Origin of the sequence: Arthrobacter crystallopoietes (assembly GCF_017603825.1) — a bacterium.
GTDB classification, from domain to species: Bacteria; Actinomycetota; Actinomycetes; order Actinomycetales; family Micrococcaceae; genus Crystallibacter; species Crystallibacter crystallopoietes_B.
Map to the genome: position 1 here is coordinate 1,967,401 of NZ_CP072014.1, position 17,141 is coordinate 1,984,541.

General features: G+C 64.5%; 15 protein-coding genes. 4 read left to right on the forward strand and 11 right to left on the reverse strand.

Annotated features, from left to right (window positions below):
• Positions 1–107 precede the first annotated feature (107 nt).
• Entirely contained in the window at positions 108–2,501 is a 2,394-nt protein-coding gene (locus J5251_RS20335) for an Ig-like domain-containing protein (RefSeq protein ID WP_244250871.1), read from the forward strand.
• Positions 2,502–2,580: 79 nt separating this feature from the next.
• Here the strand turns inward: J5251_RS20335 and J5251_RS09100 are convergent, their stop codons facing one another.
• The 11 genes from J5251_RS09100 to J5251_RS09150 all read right to left on the reverse strand — a co-directional run bounded on the left by J5251_RS09100 (position 2,581) and on the right by J5251_RS09150 (position 14,358).
• A complete protein-coding gene (locus J5251_RS09100; protein ID WP_208575865.1) occupies positions 2,581–3,690 on the reverse strand; it encodes a CapA family protein in 1,110 nt (369 codons plus the stop codon).
• A 142-nt stretch (positions 3,691–3,832) separates the two neighbouring features.
• Positions 3,833–4,753 (reverse strand): dioxygenase, encoded by a 921-nt coding sequence (locus tag J5251_RS09105; protein ID WP_208575866.1) that lies wholly within the window; start codon positions 4,751–4,753, stop codon positions 3,833–3,835.
• Between the two features lie 31 nt (positions 4,754–4,784).
• Positions 4,785–5,849, reverse strand: coding sequence for a maleylacetate reductase (locus J5251_RS09110; RefSeq protein WP_208575867.1), 1,065 nt, complete (start codon positions 5,847–5,849; stop codon positions 4,785–4,787).
• A gap of 2 nt (positions 5,850–5,851) precedes the next feature.
• Entirely contained in the window at positions 5,852–7,648 is a 1,797-nt protein-coding gene (locus J5251_RS09115) for an FAD-dependent oxidoreductase (protein ID WP_208575868.1), read from the reverse strand.
• 197 nt (positions 7,649–7,845) lie between these two features.
• Positions 7,846–8,793 carry an alpha/beta hydrolase gene (locus J5251_RS09120; protein WP_244250872.1) on the reverse strand — a complete coding sequence of 316 codons (948 nt, stop codon included), beginning with the start codon at positions 8,791–8,793 and terminating at the stop codon, positions 7,846–7,848.
• A gap of 28 nt (positions 8,794–8,821) precedes the next feature.
• Positions 8,822–9,322, reverse strand: coding sequence for a flavin reductase family protein (locus tag J5251_RS09125; RefSeq protein WP_208576094.1), 501 nt, complete (start codon positions 9,320–9,322; stop codon positions 8,822–8,824).
• 47 nt (positions 9,323–9,369) lie between these two features.
• Positions 9,370–10,572 carry an acyl-CoA dehydrogenase family protein gene (locus J5251_RS09130; protein WP_208575869.1) on the reverse strand — a complete coding sequence of 401 codons (1,203 nt, stop codon included), beginning with the start codon at positions 10,570–10,572 and terminating at the stop codon, positions 9,370–9,372.
• Positions 10,573–10,695: 123 nt separating this feature from the next.
• The gene (locus J5251_RS09135) at positions 10,696–11,646 is read right to left on the reverse strand and encodes a helix-turn-helix domain-containing protein (RefSeq protein ID WP_208575870.1); all 951 of its coding nucleotides are present in this window, start codon (positions 11,644–11,646) and stop codon (positions 10,696–10,698) included.
• A gap of 89 nt (positions 11,647–11,735) precedes the next feature.
• Positions 11,736–12,353 carry a dihydrofolate reductase family protein gene (locus J5251_RS09140; RefSeq protein WP_208575871.1) on the reverse strand — a complete coding sequence of 206 codons (618 nt, stop codon included), beginning with the start codon at positions 12,351–12,353 and terminating at the stop codon, positions 11,736–11,738.
• 63 nt (positions 12,354–12,416) lie between these two features.
• The gene (locus J5251_RS09145) at positions 12,417–13,418 is read right to left on the reverse strand and encodes an AraC family transcriptional regulator (RefSeq protein ID WP_139005044.1); all 1,002 of its coding nucleotides are present in this window, start codon (positions 13,416–13,418) and stop codon (positions 12,417–12,419) included.
• Positions 13,419–13,452: 34 nt separating this feature from the next.
• The gene (locus J5251_RS09150; RefSeq protein WP_139005045.1) at positions 13,453–14,358 is read right to left on the reverse strand and encodes a LysR family transcriptional regulator; all 906 of its coding nucleotides are present in this window, start codon (positions 14,356–14,358) and stop codon (positions 13,453–13,455) included.
• A 128-nt stretch (positions 14,359–14,486) separates the two neighbouring features.
• Between J5251_RS09150 and J5251_RS09155 the strand changes: the two genes are divergently transcribed.
• Genes J5251_RS09155 through J5251_RS09165 form a run of 3 tightly spaced genes read left to right on the forward strand, consistent with a single transcriptional unit; the run spans position 14,487 to position 17,139 of the window.
• Positions 14,487–15,449 carry an ABC transporter substrate-binding protein gene (locus J5251_RS09155; RefSeq protein WP_208575872.1) on the forward strand — a complete coding sequence of 321 codons (963 nt, stop codon included), beginning with the start codon at positions 14,487–14,489 and terminating at the stop codon, positions 15,447–15,449.
• Positions 15,446–16,279, forward strand: coding sequence for an ABC transporter permease (locus J5251_RS09160; protein WP_244250873.1), 834 nt, complete (start codon positions 15,446–15,448; stop codon positions 16,277–16,279). Before J5251_RS09155 ends, J5251_RS09160 begins: the two co-directional genes overlap by 4 nt.
• On the forward strand, positions 16,276–17,139 hold the full coding sequence (locus J5251_RS09165) for an ABC transporter permease (protein WP_244250874.1): 864 nt from the start codon (positions 16,276–16,278) through the stop codon (positions 17,137–17,139). The genes J5251_RS09160 and J5251_RS09165 overlap by 4 nt, the downstream gene beginning before the upstream one ends.
• Positions 17,140–17,141 lie beyond the last annotated feature (2 nt).

A 17,141-nucleotide genomic window follows, 5' to 3' on the forward strand; every position in this document is an offset into this window, starting at 1 on the left:
TTTAACAAGAACAAGAGGCTAAACCTTTAGGCAGGACTTGTAAGCTGCCGAGTCCCACGGACCCTGGCCTCAAAGGGGCGTTCCTTCCAGCAGCTGAAGGAGTCATCGTGTCTAATCTTCCCGACAGTAAACCGGCCAGGCGCCGGACCTTCGCCTCGCTTGCCGCAGCGGTGACGCTGGCAGCCTCCCTGGTCCCCCTCGCAGCACTGCCCGCCAGTGCTGACGTTGCCGCCGTGGGCCCGGTTGATCAGCAGAACGGTTTCCCCATGTGGTACTCGGACGGCAGCGTGAAGCTGCAGTTGTGCTACATGGCGAACTCCGGCTGCCTGGCCGAGCCGCCCAACACGGCCGTACCCGCATCCTACCCGGACAACTTCCCGGAGGAGGCGTTCTGGTTCGCGGCGGAAGCCAGCGGCGGGAACCTGCGGCTCTACGAGGCAGCGCTGGAAGCGGCTCACGTCAACGGCCCGGTCAAGCAGGGTGAGCAGATGGGCTTCGGCCGGCTGCGCTTCATCATCGAGAACCTGGTCCCCAATGCCTCCTACACAGTGACGCACCCCTACGGCACCACCACGCTCACCGCCGAGCCCGACCCCAAGAACGCAGCACTCGGGCGCATCAAGACCACGCTCGACTCGGGCGTCTGCGCGCCGACTGCGCTGGTTCCCTGCGACTGGAAGGGGGTAGGCGCCGCCTTCCTGGGAGACTATGCCGTGGGGACCACCGCTGCCTTCCTGAAGCAGACCGGGGCAGCCGCCGGCACCCTTGGCGATATCAACACTGTCCGTCCGGTCACGGGCGCACCATCCGGCACGAACGCCGTCATTGTCACCGGACCCAACGCCGGCGGACCGGGCGTGGACACCCTGACTGTGGACACCTTCACCGTCCAAGGATTGGTGTTCAACGGCGACGACGGCGCCCCCAGCACGCCGGACCTGACGGCGGCGAGCGACAGCGGCCGTTCCACCACGGACAACATCACCAATGCCACCACGCCGACGTTCACCGGTAACATCCCTGGCGGCCCGGCTTCCACCGCCACTGTGGAACTGATGCTGGACGGCGCCAGCGCTCCTGCCGCCTCCGTTGCCATGACCAACGGCTCCTACTCACTGAAACCGGCGACGGCGCTGGCTGCGGGCGTGCACAAGGTACAGGCCCGGATCGTCAATCCCGCCTACGCCGTAGACCCTGTGACCGGTGCGCCGGCAGATCCGGCAGTGCCGCAATACCTGGTTTCCCCGACCCTGACGTTCACGGTGGACACCACTGCGCCAGCCGCTTCGGTGGTGGCACCCTTCCCATCCACTCCTACGCTCGACAACACACCCACCTTCAACTACACGTCTAACGAAACCGGAGCACGGTTCGACTGCCGGCTCCTGCCGAGCAACGCCACCTGGGACCCAACCTGTGCCTCCCCCAAGACGTACGATGCCCAGGTAAACGGCACCTACATCTTCGACGTCCGCGCTACCGATGCAGCCGGCAACATCGGTGCCGTAGCGAGCCGGACGGTGCGGATCGGACCGGCCGACACGGTGGCTCCCACGGTGACGGCACGCGGGCCCGGGGTATCGGCGACCAACGTGGCCATCGGCAGCAACGTCACGGCAACGTTCAGCGAGTTCATGCAGGGCGTCTCCGGGACCACCTACACGCTCAGGAATGCTGCGGGGACCGTCATTCCGGCCACCGTGACATACGACCAGGCGACACGAAGGGCAACCCTGAATCCGACGTCGAACCTCGCTCCGAACACTGTTTATACGGTACGCCTGACCGGCGGCACCACGGCCATCAGGGACACCGCGAACATTGCGCTGGCCAGCACCAGTTGGACCTTCACGACGGCTGCCGCACCTACGGTCACGGCGCGGACGCCGGGATCCGGTGGCACGGCGGTCTCGTCCGCCGGCGACATCACCGCGACCTTCAGCAAGGCGGTCACTGGGGTCAGCGGCACGACGTTTACCTTGAAGAACGCCGCCGGCACGGTCATTCCCGCGGCCGTCAGCTACAACGCCACCACGCGGGTCGCGACCCTCAACCCGTCCGCGAACCTCGCCGCCGATACGAGGTATACGGCGACGCTGACCGGAGGAACGACGGCGATACGGGACACCATTGGCACTCCGCTTGCAAGCACCAGCTGGTCCTTCATCACCGGCGCCGCTCCGACCATGACCGCAAGGACGCCGGCGGTCAACGCCACTGGAGTTCGGCGGGCCAACAACATCACGGCCACGTTCAGCGAGCCGATGCAGGGAGTCACTGCGACGACGTTCAACCTGAAGAATGCCACGACAGGTGCGGCCGTGACGGCCACGGTCACCCGGAACGGCACCACCAACCAGTGGGTCCTGAACCCGGGCGCAACTCTGGCCTCGAACACGAGGTACACCGTGACGCTGACGGGCGGCACCTCCGCCGCGCGGGACCTGGCCGGTAACCCGGCCGCCACGACGATTTGGAGTTTCACCACCGGAACCCTGTAATCAGTCCATGAGAACTGCCCGCGTATGCTCCCAGGCATGCGCGGGCAGTTCTTGTATGAGGCGCCGTCGTTATTCAGACCTAAGGCGCCACGACAGTCATAGTGCCGTCACTGGCCATACCGATTGTGGTGCCGAAACTGCTGCTGGCATCGCCGAGCACGCGGTGCAGCCAGGAAGCCTCGTCCACTGTTGCCCGCTCCAGCCGCATGCGTCGGGAGCGCACGGGCACGAGGCGCAGCTCGCGCAGTTCCTGAGAAGCCGTGTCCATGGTGACGAAGTACAGCAATCGCAGGTCGTCACGGTACTGCTCGTAGCCGCTGATTCCCTCGTAGTCGTTGATCAAATCGCCGCAGCCATAGAGGATCGGCCGGCCGCGGTAGACCTCGATCGGACGCGGATGGTGGGACGAGTGGCCGTGCACTATGTCGACGCCGCCGTCGATCAGCCGATGGGCAAACTCGATCTGGCCGCGGGGAACCCTGTAGCCCCAGTTCGAGCCCCAATGGAGCGAGGCGACGGCGAGGTCGCCGTCCCGCTTGGCGGAGTGCACGCGCTCGATAATCAGCGCGGCGCTGTCCTCAGACAGATCCGGCAGGAAGGCCACGCCCGGCCGGTGGTTACCGGCGGCACCGGCGGGGGAGATGCCGCTGGATTCCAAGCCGGCAGACCAGACAAGCACCCTCCCGTGACCGGTGCTCAGCACCGCAGGGTTCCACGCTTCCGCGACGTCCCGCCCTGCGCCAGCGGTCCGGATACCTATCCGGTGCAGCACGTCCACCGTGTCGGTCAGCCCGGCGACGCCGAAGTCGAGCACATGGTTGTTCGCCAGCACGCAGACATCGATGCCGGCGATAGTGAGACAAGCAATGTTTTGCGGGTGCATCCTGTAGTGAATGCCCTTGCCATGCGCGAAATCGCCGTCGTTGGTAATGCTGGTTTCCAGATTGATTACGCGGAGATCCGGGGCGGCTGCGCCGATGATCTTCAGAGCGTCGCCCCACGGCCAGCCGGGCTCGACAGGTTGGGGGATCGGGCCGTTGGCCGCTTCGGCCAGTGCAACGTAATCCCGGGCATTGCGGACATATCCCTCCCGCAGTTTCGGCGACCCGGGGCTGGGCAGGATCTGGTCCACGCCCCGGCCGGTCATCACATCCCCGGCGAGGAACAGTTTGATCGTTTCGGAAGCCATCAGCGTCACCCGGATCCATTTGCGGCTTGCACCTACTTTAGCGCCGCCTCCTCGGACACGTGCCTGCAGGTGCCTGCCACCAGCAGTTCAGCCCGGCTGCTCATTGAGCAGCCGGGCTGGATGGTTTGCCGCCGGTCTTCGCTTAGTTTTCTGCGGGGGCGAGGACGATGTCGAAGCGGGTGCGGGCCCACGTCTGGTTCCCGAGGTCCCGGCCGTCGGGGGTGGGAGCGCCGGCGGGCTGCTGGTCGAACTTCTTGATCAGGGAGTCTTTGACGCCGAACACGCTGTCGCCGATCTCGATCTGCGGGTCGCCCTCGACGAAGATGTGGGTGACGAGGGTGCGCAGGTTTTCCGCGGTGACCATGAAGTGCAGGTGCGAGGCGCGGACGGGGGAGCGGCCGGTGGCTTCGAGCATTTTGCCGACGGGCCCGTCGTGCGGGATCGGGTACGGGGTGGGGGTCAGGCCCCAGAAACTGTACTTCCCGTTCTCGTCGGAGTAGAGATGGGCGCGGCCGGCGACGCGGCCGTCGGTGTACTGGACGTCGTAGAACCCGTCGTCGTCGGCTTCCCAGACCTCGATCCGCGCGTTCGGGACGGGGTTGCCCTGCGTGTCTTTCACGGTGCCTTCGACCCAGCAGGGCTGTCCGGCGGCGCCGCCGGCGATGTCCCCGCCGATCGGAATTTCGGGGGCGTCTTCGGTGAAGAACGGCCCGAACACGGTTGCCTCGGTGGCATCCCCGACGGCTTCGTTGTTCACGGCAATGATCTGCATGGACGCGCCGAGGACGTCGGAGAGCAGGATGAATTCCTGGCGCTTGTCGTCGGTGATGTGGCCGGCGGCGGTGAGGAACTCGATGCCCTTGTTCCACTCGGCTTCGGTGAGGCGGACTTCGCGGATGAACGCATGCAGGTGCTTGGTCAGCGACTGCATCAACTGCTTCAACCGCTCGTCCTTCGCTGCGTCGAAGGACGCGATCACAGTCTCGACGAGCTGCTGTTCAACGGCCTGCTGCTCGGGACTGATGCCGCCGGTCCCTGATGTGGTTTCAGTGGTTTCGGTCATGGTGGTTCTCCTAAAACTATGTGCTTCCCGGTCAGAGGCCGGGGGTGGTGCCGGCGGTCGCCGCGGCCAGCAGCTCGGTAAGGTTCTCCCGGGTGGGGGTGCGCGGGTTCGAGGCGGGGATCACGGGCAGGATGAGGTCGACGGCTTCGGCGATGTTGTCTTCGGTGAAGCCGTAGTCCTTCAGCGCCTTCGGAGCGTCCAACGTTGCGCGGAGCCGGTTGAGGCCTTCCACGGCGTTGCCGGTGCCGAAGGCCGCGGCGATCCGTGCCGCGGCGTCGGGGGCTTCGGGGGCGTTGAACGCCAACACGTACGGGAGCACGGTGGCGTGGGTTTGGGCGTGGGGCATGTTCCAGGTCCCGCCGAGGACGTGGCAGATCTTGTGGTGCATCCCGGACCCGGCCGAGGCGAACGCGACCGCGGCGAGGTATGCACCGTAGAGCGCCTGCTCACGTCCCTCCAAACCGGAAGGGTCCTGGTTGACCAGGGGAAGGCCCTGGTTGAGGGCGCGGATGCCCTCCGCGGCCAAAGCCTGGTTGATCGGGTCCACCCGCGGTCCCCACATCGAGTCCACGCAGTGCGCCAAAGCGTTCAAACCCGAAGCGACGGACAGGTCCGCGGGCAGCGAAAGGGTCAGTTCGGCGTCGTACACCACGGTTGCCGGGAGGACACGGTCGTCGACGCCGGTGGTCTTGCGCGCCGCTTCGGTCAGGCCCCAGACGTTGGTCGCTTCGGACCCGGCGTACGTAGTCGGCACCGCGATAATCGGCAAACCCGAAGTCAGGGCGATGGCCTTGGCCAGACCCGTCGTGGACCCGCCGCCGACACAGACCAGCAAGTCTATGCCGTGCTCCTGGGCGGCGGCCCGCGCTTTTTCGGCCTTCTCGATCGGGACGTGCGGGGCGACGTCGTCGTAATCCAGGGTCACGCTGATGTCAGCGGTGACCTTCTTCGCGATCAGGGCCTCGAACTCCGAGGCGATCACCATGACCTTCCGGGCGCCGAGGCGGGTGACTTCCGCGGCCAGGTTCCCGGCGGCTTTGCCGGAGCCGAACAACACGCGCTGTCCCAATGTGACATGTTCAAAATTCAGGCTCATGCTCAGGCTCCTCGGTTCAGGATGGCGGAAACGGTGTCCAGAAGAGCGGCTTCCGGATCCGTGGGCAGGCGGTCGGCGCGCCAGCCGATGTGCTTGTCCGGGCGGACGAGTACGGCACCATCTTCTTCCACGCCGCGGAGTTTCGCCCAGTCGAAGTACAGGTCCGTAATGTCCTGGCCGGGGCCAATCACTACGGTTTTCACCGTCACGCCGAGCTGGTCGCTGACCTTCTGGGCGGCGGTGGCCCAGTCCTCGCCTGTGATGCCGGTGAAGAGGGTGAACTGTCCGTAGGGTGCCAGATCGTGGGTGGAGTACTTGTTGACGTTGTCGCCCACCCAGGCATGGGGCAGCCGGACACCGGGGTGGGTGGAGGGCTCGTAGTAGAGTTCCGGATCCCGCTGTGGTGCCGGTCTGGTGCTGCCGTCTGCGACCACCGCGGAGGACTCATAGTGCTGGCCGAGCTCCACGCCGTGGGCGTTGAACTCGTAGTTCTTGATCTCCATGGCTTCCTGCACTGCGCGTCGCTTCGCTGCGCCCTCGGGCGTGCTGTCCTTGCGGGATTCGATCAGGGCGAGCATTTCCTCGGGGGTTTCGGCCTTGTCGATGCCGAGCGCCTCGAACAGTTTCACGAACTCGCGGCCGGACTGGTTGGCGCGGGTAACGATCTGCTTGGCCACCGGCGCGCGCTCGGCTGAGTAGGTCTCCAGCAGTTCCTCGCCGGCCTGCCCGCTGAGCACTGCGGCCAGCTTCCATGCCAGGTTGTAGGAGTCCTGGATAGAGGTGTTGGAGCCCAAACCGTTGCTCGGGGGATGCTTGTGCACGGCGTCGCCGGCGCAGAAGACACGGCCCTTCTGCAGGTGCGTGGCGTACTGCTCATTGTTGCCCCAGAGCGAGATGCCGGTGATTTCGACGTCGAGATCCGGCACCCCGATCAGGTTGCGGACCACCTGCCGGGCGTCGTCCTCGCTGACCTCCGGGGTTCCCTCATTGATATCGAAGCCCCAGACGATCAGCCACTCGTTCCACGGCCGGACCATGCGGACCAAGCCGGCGCCGATGCCGCCGATGTTCGAACCGGGCTGGACCACCCAGTAGAGCACCGACGGCCGGTGGCCCACGAGCTCAGCGATGTCCGCCTTGAAGGTGATATTCATGGAACCGGCGATGTCCATCTGGCCCTCGTACGGCAGCGCGATGTCCGCGGCCACCTTCGAACGCGCCCCGTCCGCACCGATCAGGTACTTGGCACGGATGGTGTACTCGCTGCCCGTGAGCCGGTTCAGCACCCGGACGCTGACGCCGTCGTTGTCCTGGGCGTGCGAGAGGTACTCGGTGGAGAACTGGGTCTGGGTGCCGCGCATCGTGGCGTTCTTGACCAGGATCGGCTCGAGATAAGTCTGCGGAATGTCGCAGTTCAGCGACGGAGACGCCAGCTCGTAATCCGCGTGCCGCGCCGGGTGGTTGCCCCAGGTCAGGATGCGGCCGATCTCCTCGCCCGCGATCGAGGTGCAGAAAACGGTGTCGCCGATCATGTGATGCGGCGTCGCATCGGCGAGGACCTGTTCCTCGATACCCAGATCGCGGAAGATCTCCATAGTCCGCTGGTTGGTGATGTGCGCCCGCGGCGTGTTGGCCGTCCAGCGGTACTTGGTGATCATGATGTTGGGAACACCGAGTGAGGACAGGAACAGGGCGGCCGAGGAACCGGCCGGGCCGGAGCCGACAATCAGCACGTCCGTCTCGACGACGTTGGAATCCGGGGTCTCGGTCTCAGCGACCCCGTCGTTGAAAATCACCATTGCTTTTCCTTTGGTTCAGTAGCTGGGCTTGGAAGCCCCTGCCCTCGAGTGTTGCAGCTCACAGCAGCGTTCTAAATGCGCGATCCGGATCATGGCGGAAAGCAGCAAAAACACGGCGGATTCGATCAAAACAAGTCAAAAAGTACGACGTCGATGCCTCCTTGGGATGACAGGAGGCATCGACACCGGCCAAATGTTTAGTTCGCGGCGGCCCAGCCATCCCGGACCTTGGCCGCCACCAGTTCCATGGCCTCGGCGCTGGCCGGCAACACATTCACCATGGAGAAGAATGCGTGCATTTGGCCGGGCCAGCGGCGGTGCTCCACGGGAACTCCTGCCTCACGCAGGCGTTCGACATAGGCCTCGCCTTCGTCCCGGAGGACGTCGTGTTCGGCCGTGAGCACCAAGGCCGGCGGCAGGCCCGCCAGCGATTCATGGCGTAGCGGGGAAGCCTCCGGATGCAGCCGGTCCTCGGGGGAAGGGACGTAGTGGTTCCAGAACCAGTCCATAAACTCGGTGGTCAGGAAGGATTGGTTTTCCGGCTCGAGGTAGGAGCCACGGGTGAGGTCATAGTCGGTGACCGGGTACATGAGGATCTGGCCGGACATTTCCGGGCCGCCCTGGTCACGCGCACGCAGCGCGTTCACCGCGGCGAGGTTGCCGCCGGCGCTGTCCCCGCTGATGAATAGGGGAACGGCCCTGCCTGCGATCTGCTCCAAATGGGAAGCTGCCCACTGCAGTGCCGTCCAAGAGTCCTCCACCGGCGTCGGGAAGGGATGCTCCGGCGCCTTGCGGTAGTTCACGAGAACAACGGCCGCGCCGGACTTTTCGGCCAACTGCCGCCCCAGCGTTTCATAGCCTGCGATGTCTTCCAGAACCCAGCCGCCGCCATGAAGATACACGATGACTGCGGAGGGTTCCGCGGTGGGGACGTGGACACGTACCTGGAAGGTGCCGCCGTCGTACCCGATAAGGGTGTGGTCCTCGCTGCGGTGCATGTCCGGGCCCTCGCCGTAGAGGTCCTTGAGGCCGTTGCTGGCGATCCGGGCTTCGGCGGGGGACAGGTGCCACATCGGCTTGGCATCCGGGCCGGCGGCTTCCGCCATTCCGGACAGGAAGCCCAAAGTTGCTTGGTCAAGTGCCATGAGTTCTTTCCTTTTCAGCGGGAGTGGGTTAGACGAGTACGGACTGCTCGCCGAGTCGGTGCCAGGCACGGTTGTGATAGACCAGCGGGTCAGGAGTTTCCTCAGGTTCCGGAGTCTGCGCCTGCAGCACCTGCACGGCGACGACAGTCGAATCCCCGGCTTCCATGCGCTCCACAATGCGTCCACGTAGCCAGGTCGGGGCATCGGCCAGGACCGGTTCACCAGTGACCAGTCTGGACCAGCTGTTGTGGTCCGCGAATCGGTCGATGCCGGCGGTGGCGAATGTTTTAGCGAGGTTGACGTGGTCCGCGCCGAGCAGGTGGACGACCACAGTCTCTGCCCGGGCGAGTGCAGGCGCGGCCGAGGAGAACGCCGAGAGCGAGAACACCAGCAGTGGGGGATTTGCGGAGACCGAGATAACCGAACTGGCAGTCAGCCCCACCGGCCCGTCGCCGGGGTCTGCGGTGACTACGGCGACGCCGGCCGGATGGTTACGGAAAGCCGCCTTGAACCGGTCGGCGGAGAGCATATCCTCGAAGGCGCCCTCGGCAACCCGCTGGACGGTCTGGCTGTGGCTCACTTTTGTGCCCCGTTCTCAACGAGGGAGAAGAAGACCCATTCGGCGTCCTCCGCCAGTCCGGAGAGCATGCGACCGCACGCCTGCAGGACCACCGGCCCGGAGGTCATATGCTGGGTGCCGGCATGCATATCGCGGAAGAAGCGCTGCAAATCGCCATCGCGCAGGGCGGCGGTGGCCGCCCACTTGTAGACGCTCATGCAGACTTCATGCGCGGACCACGTGGCGTTGTTCAGTGCCAGCCGGGTGAGGGTTTCCTGCTCCGGGGAGAGGATTTCGCCAGCGTCCAGCGTGGCCTCGTTGTCGGACCAGACATCCATGACGAAGGCACGGGCGGAACGCAACGTGGCTTCAGCTTTCGCATATTCCGCGGCGAACTGGTCGGTGTCCACGCTGGCGCCCGGGGCGCCGGACTTCTTCTGCGCCAGCATCTTCATTTCGTCCAGCATTCTGCGGCCGACGCCGAGCGCCCAGCCGGCATGGTTGATGCCGGACATGTTTGCCAGGCCCATCCGGTACAAAGCACCCCCGTGGACCGAGTCCTTGGTGGCAACGTTGTAGGTGTAAGCCTGCGGAACAAACAGATCCGTGGTGCTGTAGTCGATGCTGCCGGTGGCCTTGAGACCCATGACATCCCAGTTATCGACAATCTGCGCCTGTGCCTTGGGGAAGGTGAAGATCAGGGCCTCGCCGGTTTCCTCGACCAGGGCAGCGGTGTGGATGTGGCTGGCCAGCGGCAATCCCGAGGCAAAGCTCCAGGAGCCGGAGAGGAGGTAGCCGCCGTCGGCCTTCGTGGCCGTGCCCAGCCGCGTACCTTGCCCGGCCATCAGGTGGTAGCCGCCGTCGGCGAACAGCGCCTCGGTGGCCTCGGCTCCCTGGTACGCCGCCGTGGTGCCGGTAATCATCTGCAGTGCCATGACCGCCCAACCGGTGGAGGCATCCGCATAGGACAGCTTTTCGATGACCTCGATGACCTGCCGCGGCGAGGCCTCATAGCCGCCGAGGTCCTGCGGGATACCCAACCGGAAAACGCCGGCATCATGCAGTGCTTGGGCTGCCGTCTCGGTGAGGTAGCCCAACTCTTCGTTCTGCGAGGCCTGGGACATCAGCAGCGGTGTAATTTCCTCGATGCGTTCCAGCAACGCAGGAATTTCGCTGCTGACGTGCAGCTGGCCGGTGGTTTCTGTAACGGTTTGCGACATCGCTTGCTCCTTTGCCCGATGGGGATGTGATGTGCATCTCATCCTGACGGTGGGAGGGCGGGCAGTGCGCGAATGTCCGAAACAGGCAAATTGTTTGTCCCGCCTGGTCAAAAGGCAAGGGAATCAGGCGCCGCGCGCCTCCCGCGGAGTGCAGCCGAATGCCTGCTTGAAAGAGCGGGAGAAATGTGCGGCAGAGGCAAAACCTGCGGACGCGGCGATCGCACCGACCGATGCCGACTGAAGTTTCGGGTCCGCGAGCATTTCCGCGGCACGGCGCAGCCGAGTGGCCAGAATTTCCTTGCCCACGGTTGTGTCCTCGGCTGCGAAGACCCGGCCAAGGTGGCGTTCGCTGATGCCGATGTCGTGAGCGATGCGGGAGGCAGATAAATCAGCTTCCCGCAGGTGGTTGCGGATGTATTCACGTGCGCTGAGCATGTAGCCCCCGGTGAGCGAGCTCGGATGGTTGCCGGTGATCAGCTCGAAGAGATCAAGGCAGGCATCCTCCATGGCCTGGGGGTTCTCGGGTGGAGCCTGCAGGGCATGGCGGATGGTGGTCACAGCAGCGCGTGCATATTCCGTGAACGGGGCACCTGGTCCGGCGCGCAGCACCAGCGGGGCGGTCAGCCCCGACTGTCCGGTGCGCTCAGGGTAGAGGCTTCGGGGAACCTCGAGGATGACCTGGCGCATGTTCGTCGAAAAGCCGTAGATGAATGGCCGGTCGGCATCATAAAGAATGGCGTCTCCGGCGGAGAATGTCTCGCAGCCACCGGAGTGGTAGTAGAACGCGTTGCCTTCTAGCAGAAGGCAGAGCGGCAGCGTTTCCGCCGGAACATTGCGGATATCCACCTGCGAGCGTTCAACCACATGGTCGTTGCCTTGGATCTCCGTAAAGCGCAGCCGCGGCATGCGGAGGTTCCGCTGCGCTGCAACCAGGCCGTCGGACGCCAGCGTCCGGCAACTCAAGCCGATCAGCGAGCGTTTGTTGTAGTCCTCCCAAAGGGGCAGACGGTCCTGAAAAGGAACACGGGCGGTGGAAAAGGCAGTCGTCACGGCAGTGACAGAAGTGGTCCCCAACTCAAACCAGCTCCTTCGTCAGTTCATTGAATCTTTCAACAATACGTGTGATTTACGCCTCAGAGAACGGGCTGGCGGGTTTGAACGATCTACGCGCTGCCCTCGTAGGTTCCGTACTCCGGGGTGCCGGTTGTTTCGTAGGTGTGGATGGCCAATCCGGCAGGCGTCACCTTATGGCTAATCAGCTTCAGCCCGGCAGGAGTACCGCCGTCGGGGAACAGGCGACGCCCGCTGCCCACAAGTACTGGGGCGATGACCAGGCGCAGTTCGTCAATCAATCCTGCAACGAGCATCGACTGACCGAGCCTGGCGCTGCCGTGGATCTGCAGCTCCCGGCCAGGCTGGTCCTTGAGTTCCGCTACCTTTGCGGGAATATCCCCCGAGAGGATTGCGCTGGGTGACCATTTAGCCGTGGCGAGGCTGTTGGAAACGACGTACTTGGGCACGCTGTTCATCTTTTCCGCGAACGGATCGTTTGGATCGGTCATGTTCGGCCAGGCCTGCGCGAACTCCTCGTACGTTCGCCGGCCCAGTAGTAAGCCGTCTGCCTCCGCCAGCCAATCGGCGGCCTGCTGCATGAAGGTCTCGTCCATGTGCGGGACGAACCAGCCGCCCTGGGTGAAGCCGCCGCTGGTGTCCTCGTCCGGTGAACCCGGACCTTGGCAGACTCCGTCCAGGGAAAGGAACTCGGTCAGTGTCAGTTTCATGGCCGGCTGCTCTCGGTCGATGTGCTGGCGGTACCCGATGGGCACCGCTTCATAGAGATGGATTCAGTGTGCGGCTTTGCGGGCCTGCAGCGGGCTGACGCCAAAAAGTTCTTTGTAGGCCCGGGAAAAGTGCGGCTGCGAGGAGAAGCCGAGTTCCGCAGCAAGCCGGGCCAAAGGTTGCCGCGGATTGCCCGGGTCGGCCAGCAGCCGGCGGGCCAGCTGCAGCCGTTCTTCCCGGATGAACCGCACCACGCTAATGCCTTCTTGCGCGAAGACCCTTGAGAGCTGTCGATCGCTGATGCCAATGGCGGCAGCCACCAAAGGGGCCGACAGCTGTGGGTCGCGCAGCCGCTGGAGGATGAAGGATTTGGCCGCCGCGAAGTGGCCAACGCCGCCGCCGTCGTCGCCGTTGACCAGGATCCGGAACAGGTCCAGGGCCGACGCTTCCAGCCGGGCGCCGTCCGGCTCCCGATCGGCCAGCGCGCTTTGCATCAGGCCGGCCAGCGCGTTGGCATGTTGCCCGGCGGCCACGGAGCTGCGGAAGTCGAAAATCTGTGGGCGACCCAGGCTGCTTCGCCCTGAAATCTCTTTGTAGACCGACCGCGGAATCTTGAGCGCGAGTTCGCGCAGCCCGTGCGAAAACCCGCGCATGAACGGCTGGTCCGCGTCATACAGAACGGCTTGGCCCGGGCGCAGCATCTCGCAGCCGTCCCGGTGATAGAAGAAGGCCTCGCCGTCGAGATTGAAATAGACAACGACGGCGTCCGCCGGGTTCGCAGAGATGTAACTTTGGGTGCGCTCAACCACGTGCGGATTCCCGGCCACATGCGCGAACTGGATGCGCGGAAGCTGAAGGTTGAGCTCGGTTGCTTCGAGCGCCGCTTCGCTGAGCGTGCGGCAGCCGAGGCCGATGAGCGAGCGGGCATTATGGTTTTCCCACAGTTCCACGCGGCGCGGCTCGGGCAAGCCAGCCGTGGAAAAGCGGACCACCCCCTGGGATGGTCTCGTGACAGATGATTTTCCCGTGGCAACCCCCGCCAACGGGCTCCGCGTGAGCCGGGTCATACCAGTAGAGTGTACGGCGGTCCGGCCCGCAGGGCTAACTGCTGATTGACATGACCAGGTCGACGAAGCGCTGGGCCGCAGGCGTCAGCGTCCGGTTTTCCGGCCACACCATTGTGCCCTCGAGCGGGTGAACCACTTGGCTGATTCGACGGATGACAATGTTCTCGCCAGCTAGCTCCGCTACGGCGCTCGGCATGATGCTGATACCCATGCCTGCCGCTACCAAGGGAATGGCCGTCTGCAGTGTTGCCACGGTGCGTACCGTTGCGGGACGCGTGCCCATCGCGGCCCAAACGTCCTCGATCAGTTCGATCAGGCCGGGAAAGCCGGCATAGCGCTGTGGAACCATCCAGATCTCGTCCAGCAGGCCTGAAAGATCGATGGTTTCCGGGGCGCCTCGGTGGCTAGGCGGCAGGACGGCCACCAGCGGCATCTCCTGGACGAGCGCCACACAGAGATCCCCCGCGGTGCTGTCCCGCAACTTGCCGGTATTGCCGGTGGCAACAAACCCGACGTCGGCCAGGCCGGAACTGACCTGACTGAGGACTTCGGCCGGAGCAGGATCGGAAAGCTCCACTTCTACCCCGGGGGCTTGCTCCGCGTAGTTCTTGAGCAGCGGCGGGAGCCCGGACCAGGAGAAGGAGGGAACAGAGGCGATATGCAGCCGACCCGTGAGTCCTTGTCCGAGCGCCTTGACGTGGCTCTCTATCCGGCTGGCCCGCAGGATCAGTTGGGAGCCGTTGGCCACCAGGTATTCGCCGGCCTCGGTTTTGCTGACACCATGCGCGTGCCGCTCCAGGAGTTTGGCGCCGAGCTCCTTTTCCAGCTGCGATACGGCGAGGCTGAGTGGCGGCTGCGTCATATGCAGCATGGCAGCTGCCTTGGAGAAGGAGCCTTCTTCGGCGACGGCCAAAAAGTATCGCAGTTGGCGGAGATTCATATACAGATTCTATATAGGCTGTCTGCAAAAGAAGTATTTGCTGTATGGGTGCCACTCCGTCACACTCATTTGTGATCAGTATCACGGCCGCTTGGCGGTCGTTGCACGAACTCAAAGGAGAGGTGGGCATGCAAGCAAGAATCATCCTCGCGCTGCTTGGGGCGGTGGCGTTACTGCTTTCAGGCTGCGGAGTCGGCCAGGGGAGTGCAAAAGAAATCGGCGCGGGGGAGCCGATCAAAGTGGGCGTTATACCGGTCGCGGACTTCGCCCCGGTCTACATCGCCCTGGAGGAAGGCTACTTCGCCGAAGCGGGGCTGAACGTGCAGACCCAGGTTATGCAGAACGCGGCCGCCATCGCGCCGTCCGTGATCAACGGGCAGCTTCAGTTCGGGACGTCCGCCACGACGCCCTTTATAGCAGCCGCGCAGAAGGGGTTGCCGGTTCAAGCGGTGGCTAACGCTGCCGATGTTGCCGAAGACCCTGCCGAGGACGTTTCGGCCCTGCTGGTCGGCGAGGACTCGACGGTTCAGCGTCCGGCGGACCTTGAGGGAAAGACTGTGGCTGTTAACGCGCTCTCCTCGATCCTGCACATTGCGGCAGCACGCAGCATTGAGGCCGACGGCGGCGACCCGTCCCAGGTGACGTTCGTGGCCATGCCGCTGCCCGACATGATGACGGCCCTTAAACAGGGCCGCATCGACGCGGCAAGCGTAGTGGAGCCGTTCGCGACGATCGGTGCTGCCAGCGGCGCCCGCGCCATTGCCCACCCCTACACCGACGCCATGCTGCCCGGCGGCACCTTCGCACTCTTCTTCACCGCCGCCCCGTTTGTGGAGAAGAACCCCGAACTGGTGGAAAAGTTCGTGGCCGCGCTGGAGAAAGGCAGCAGCACGGCAGCCGAACATCCGGAGAAAGTCCAGGAAGTACTTATCAAGTACGGCAAGCTCAAGCCCGAGATCGCCGCGTCCATGCTGCAGCCCGGCTACGGAGTAGGTGTTTCCCCGGACGCACTGGATACTGCCGCGGGCGTCATGCACGACCTCGGTTTCCTGGCTGAAACAATCAAGGGAGCGGACGTGATCCGACCGTGAGCAACGCAATTCAAACACTTGCCGCCCCGGCCACACGTGACAGGCGCAGGGCCGTGGCGGGCCTGAGCCGACGTTGGCTGGGAACCGGCCCCGTCGTCGTACTCTTCTTGCTGTGGGAGCTGGCCAGCGTCACCGGCATACTGCCGGTCGCATCCATTCCGCCCGCCAGCGACGTCATCGTGGCCTTCGGCGCCCAGCTTGTATCGGGCGGCTTCTGGCTGGCGCTGTGGGACACGCTGTCCGTGGCGCTGCTGGGCCTGGTGCTGATTGTCCTGATCGCTGCTCCGATCGCGCTGGTCATCGGCCTCTCGCGCTGGTGGCAGGAATCCACGTGGTTCGTCCTCGAGTTCCTCAAGCCCATCCCTCCTGTGGCGCTGATTCCGCTCGGGCTGCTGTTGTGGGGGCCCTCGCCGGGGATGAAGCTATTCCTGATCGTCTTTGGGGCGATCTGGCCGCTGCTGACCCAGTTGGTGTACGGGCTCAGGGAAGTCAACGGCGTGGCCCAGGATATGGCGAAGAGCTACCGGTTGGGCCCATGGCTGACGACGACGCGGCTCGTGTTTCCCTCGGTGCTGCCGTTTGCTACCACCGGGCTGCGCATCTCCGCCGCCATCGCCGTTGTTATTGCTGTAGTAACCGAAATGATCGGTGGTGCCGCCGGACTGGGACAGAACATCGTGGTAGCGCAGTCGGCCAATGCACTGGCTGAAATGTATGCGCTGATCATCGCCGCGGGGCTGCTGGGTCTGGGCATCAACCTGGTATTCCGCTTTGGAGAGAAGCCGCTTCTCTTCTGGCATCCGTCCATCCGAGAAGAAGGCAAGCTTTGACCACTGTCGACACGCCTGTGACCGCCCGGTCGGTTCACGCTGCATCCCGCCCGCGCCGCAAGAAACGGACCGCTGGCCCGCCCCTGACCGGCTGGCGCCTGCTGCTGGTCCGCAGCTGGCTACCTGTGCTGCTGCTCGTCATCTGGGCGACGGCCTCCGCCGGAAGCACGTCGTTGTACTTCCCCTCCATGGCCACCATTCTGCAGACCCTGCAGCAGGACTGGCTTGGGCCAGGTTTCGTGGAACATCTGGTGCCCAGCGTGTTGAAGTTCCTGGCGGGCTTCCTGCTCGCCGGCGTGCTTGGCATCGGCCTGGGCCTGGTGATCGGAATGTTCCCGCTGCTGCGGGCGGCCACCGAGCCGGTCATCCAGTTCCTGCGCTCGCTGCCGCCGCCGGTGCTGCTGCCGATCGGCCTGCTGGTGTTCGGCATCGGTCCGTCCATGAACATTGCGATCATCGTTGTCGGCGCCATCTGGCCGACCCTGCTCAATACAATCGACGGCGTCCGCTCGTTGGACCCGCAATTGGGCGAGATGTCCCGCAGCTACAAGCTGACCCCCGGCCAGCGGGTACGCTTCGTGATCCTGCCGAACGCCGGCCCACAGATCTTTGCCGGTCTCCGGACGACGTTGCAGATGTCGATCATCCTGATTGTGGTTTCGGAAATGGTCGCGTCCACCAACGGGATCGGCTACTACGTCCTGAACTCGCAGCAAACCTTCGCGGTTGCCGAAACCTGGGCAGGGACCCTCATCCTCGGCCTGCTGGGCTATCTCGCCAACGTCCTATTCACCCGCCTCGAACGGTACGTGCTGCGCTGGCAGTCCGGCCTTCGAGCAAGCACAGGAAGCGCATCTTGAAC

Coding starts and splice junctions, on each gene's coding strand:
- J5251_RS09130 (WP_208575869.1), bottom strand. CDS start 10,572: ATGTCGCAAACCGTTACAGAAACCACCGGCCAGCTGCACGTCAGCAGC.
- J5251_RS09145 (WP_139005044.1), bottom strand. CDS start 13,418: ATGACCCGGCTCACGCGGAGCCCGTTGGCGGGGGTTGCCACGGGAAAA.
- J5251_RS09105 (WP_208575866.1), bottom strand. CDS start 4,753: ATGACCGAAACCACTGAAACCACATCAGGGACCGGCGGCATCAGTCCC.
- J5251_RS09120 (WP_244250872.1), bottom strand. CDS start 8,793: ATGGCACTTGACCAAGCAACTTTGGGCTTCCTGTCCGGAATGGCGGAA.
- J5251_RS09140 (WP_208575871.1), bottom strand. CDS start 12,353: ATGAAACTGACACTGACCGAGTTCCTTTCCCTGGACGGAGTCTGCCAA.
- J5251_RS09110 (WP_208575867.1), bottom strand. CDS start 5,849: ATGAGCCTGAATTTTGAACATGTCACATTGGGACAGCGCGTGTTGTTC.
- J5251_RS09155 (WP_208575872.1), top strand. CDS start 14,487: ATGCAAGCAAGAATCATCCTCGCGCTGCTTGGGGCGGTGGCGTTACTG.
- J5251_RS09150 (WP_139005045.1), bottom strand. CDS start 14,358: ATGAATCTCCGCCAACTGCGATACTTTTTGGCCGTCGCCGAAGAAGGC.
- J5251_RS09100 (WP_208575865.1), bottom strand. CDS start 3,690: ATGGCTTCCGAAACGATCAAACTGTTCCTCGCCGGGGATGTGATGACC.
- J5251_RS09115 (WP_208575868.1), bottom strand. CDS start 7,648: ATGGTGATTTTCAACGACGGGGTCGCTGAGACCGAGACCCCGGATTCC.
- J5251_RS09125 (WP_208576094.1), bottom strand. CDS start 9,322: ATGCTCTCCGCCGACCGGTTCAAGGCGGCTTTCCGTAACCATCCGGCC.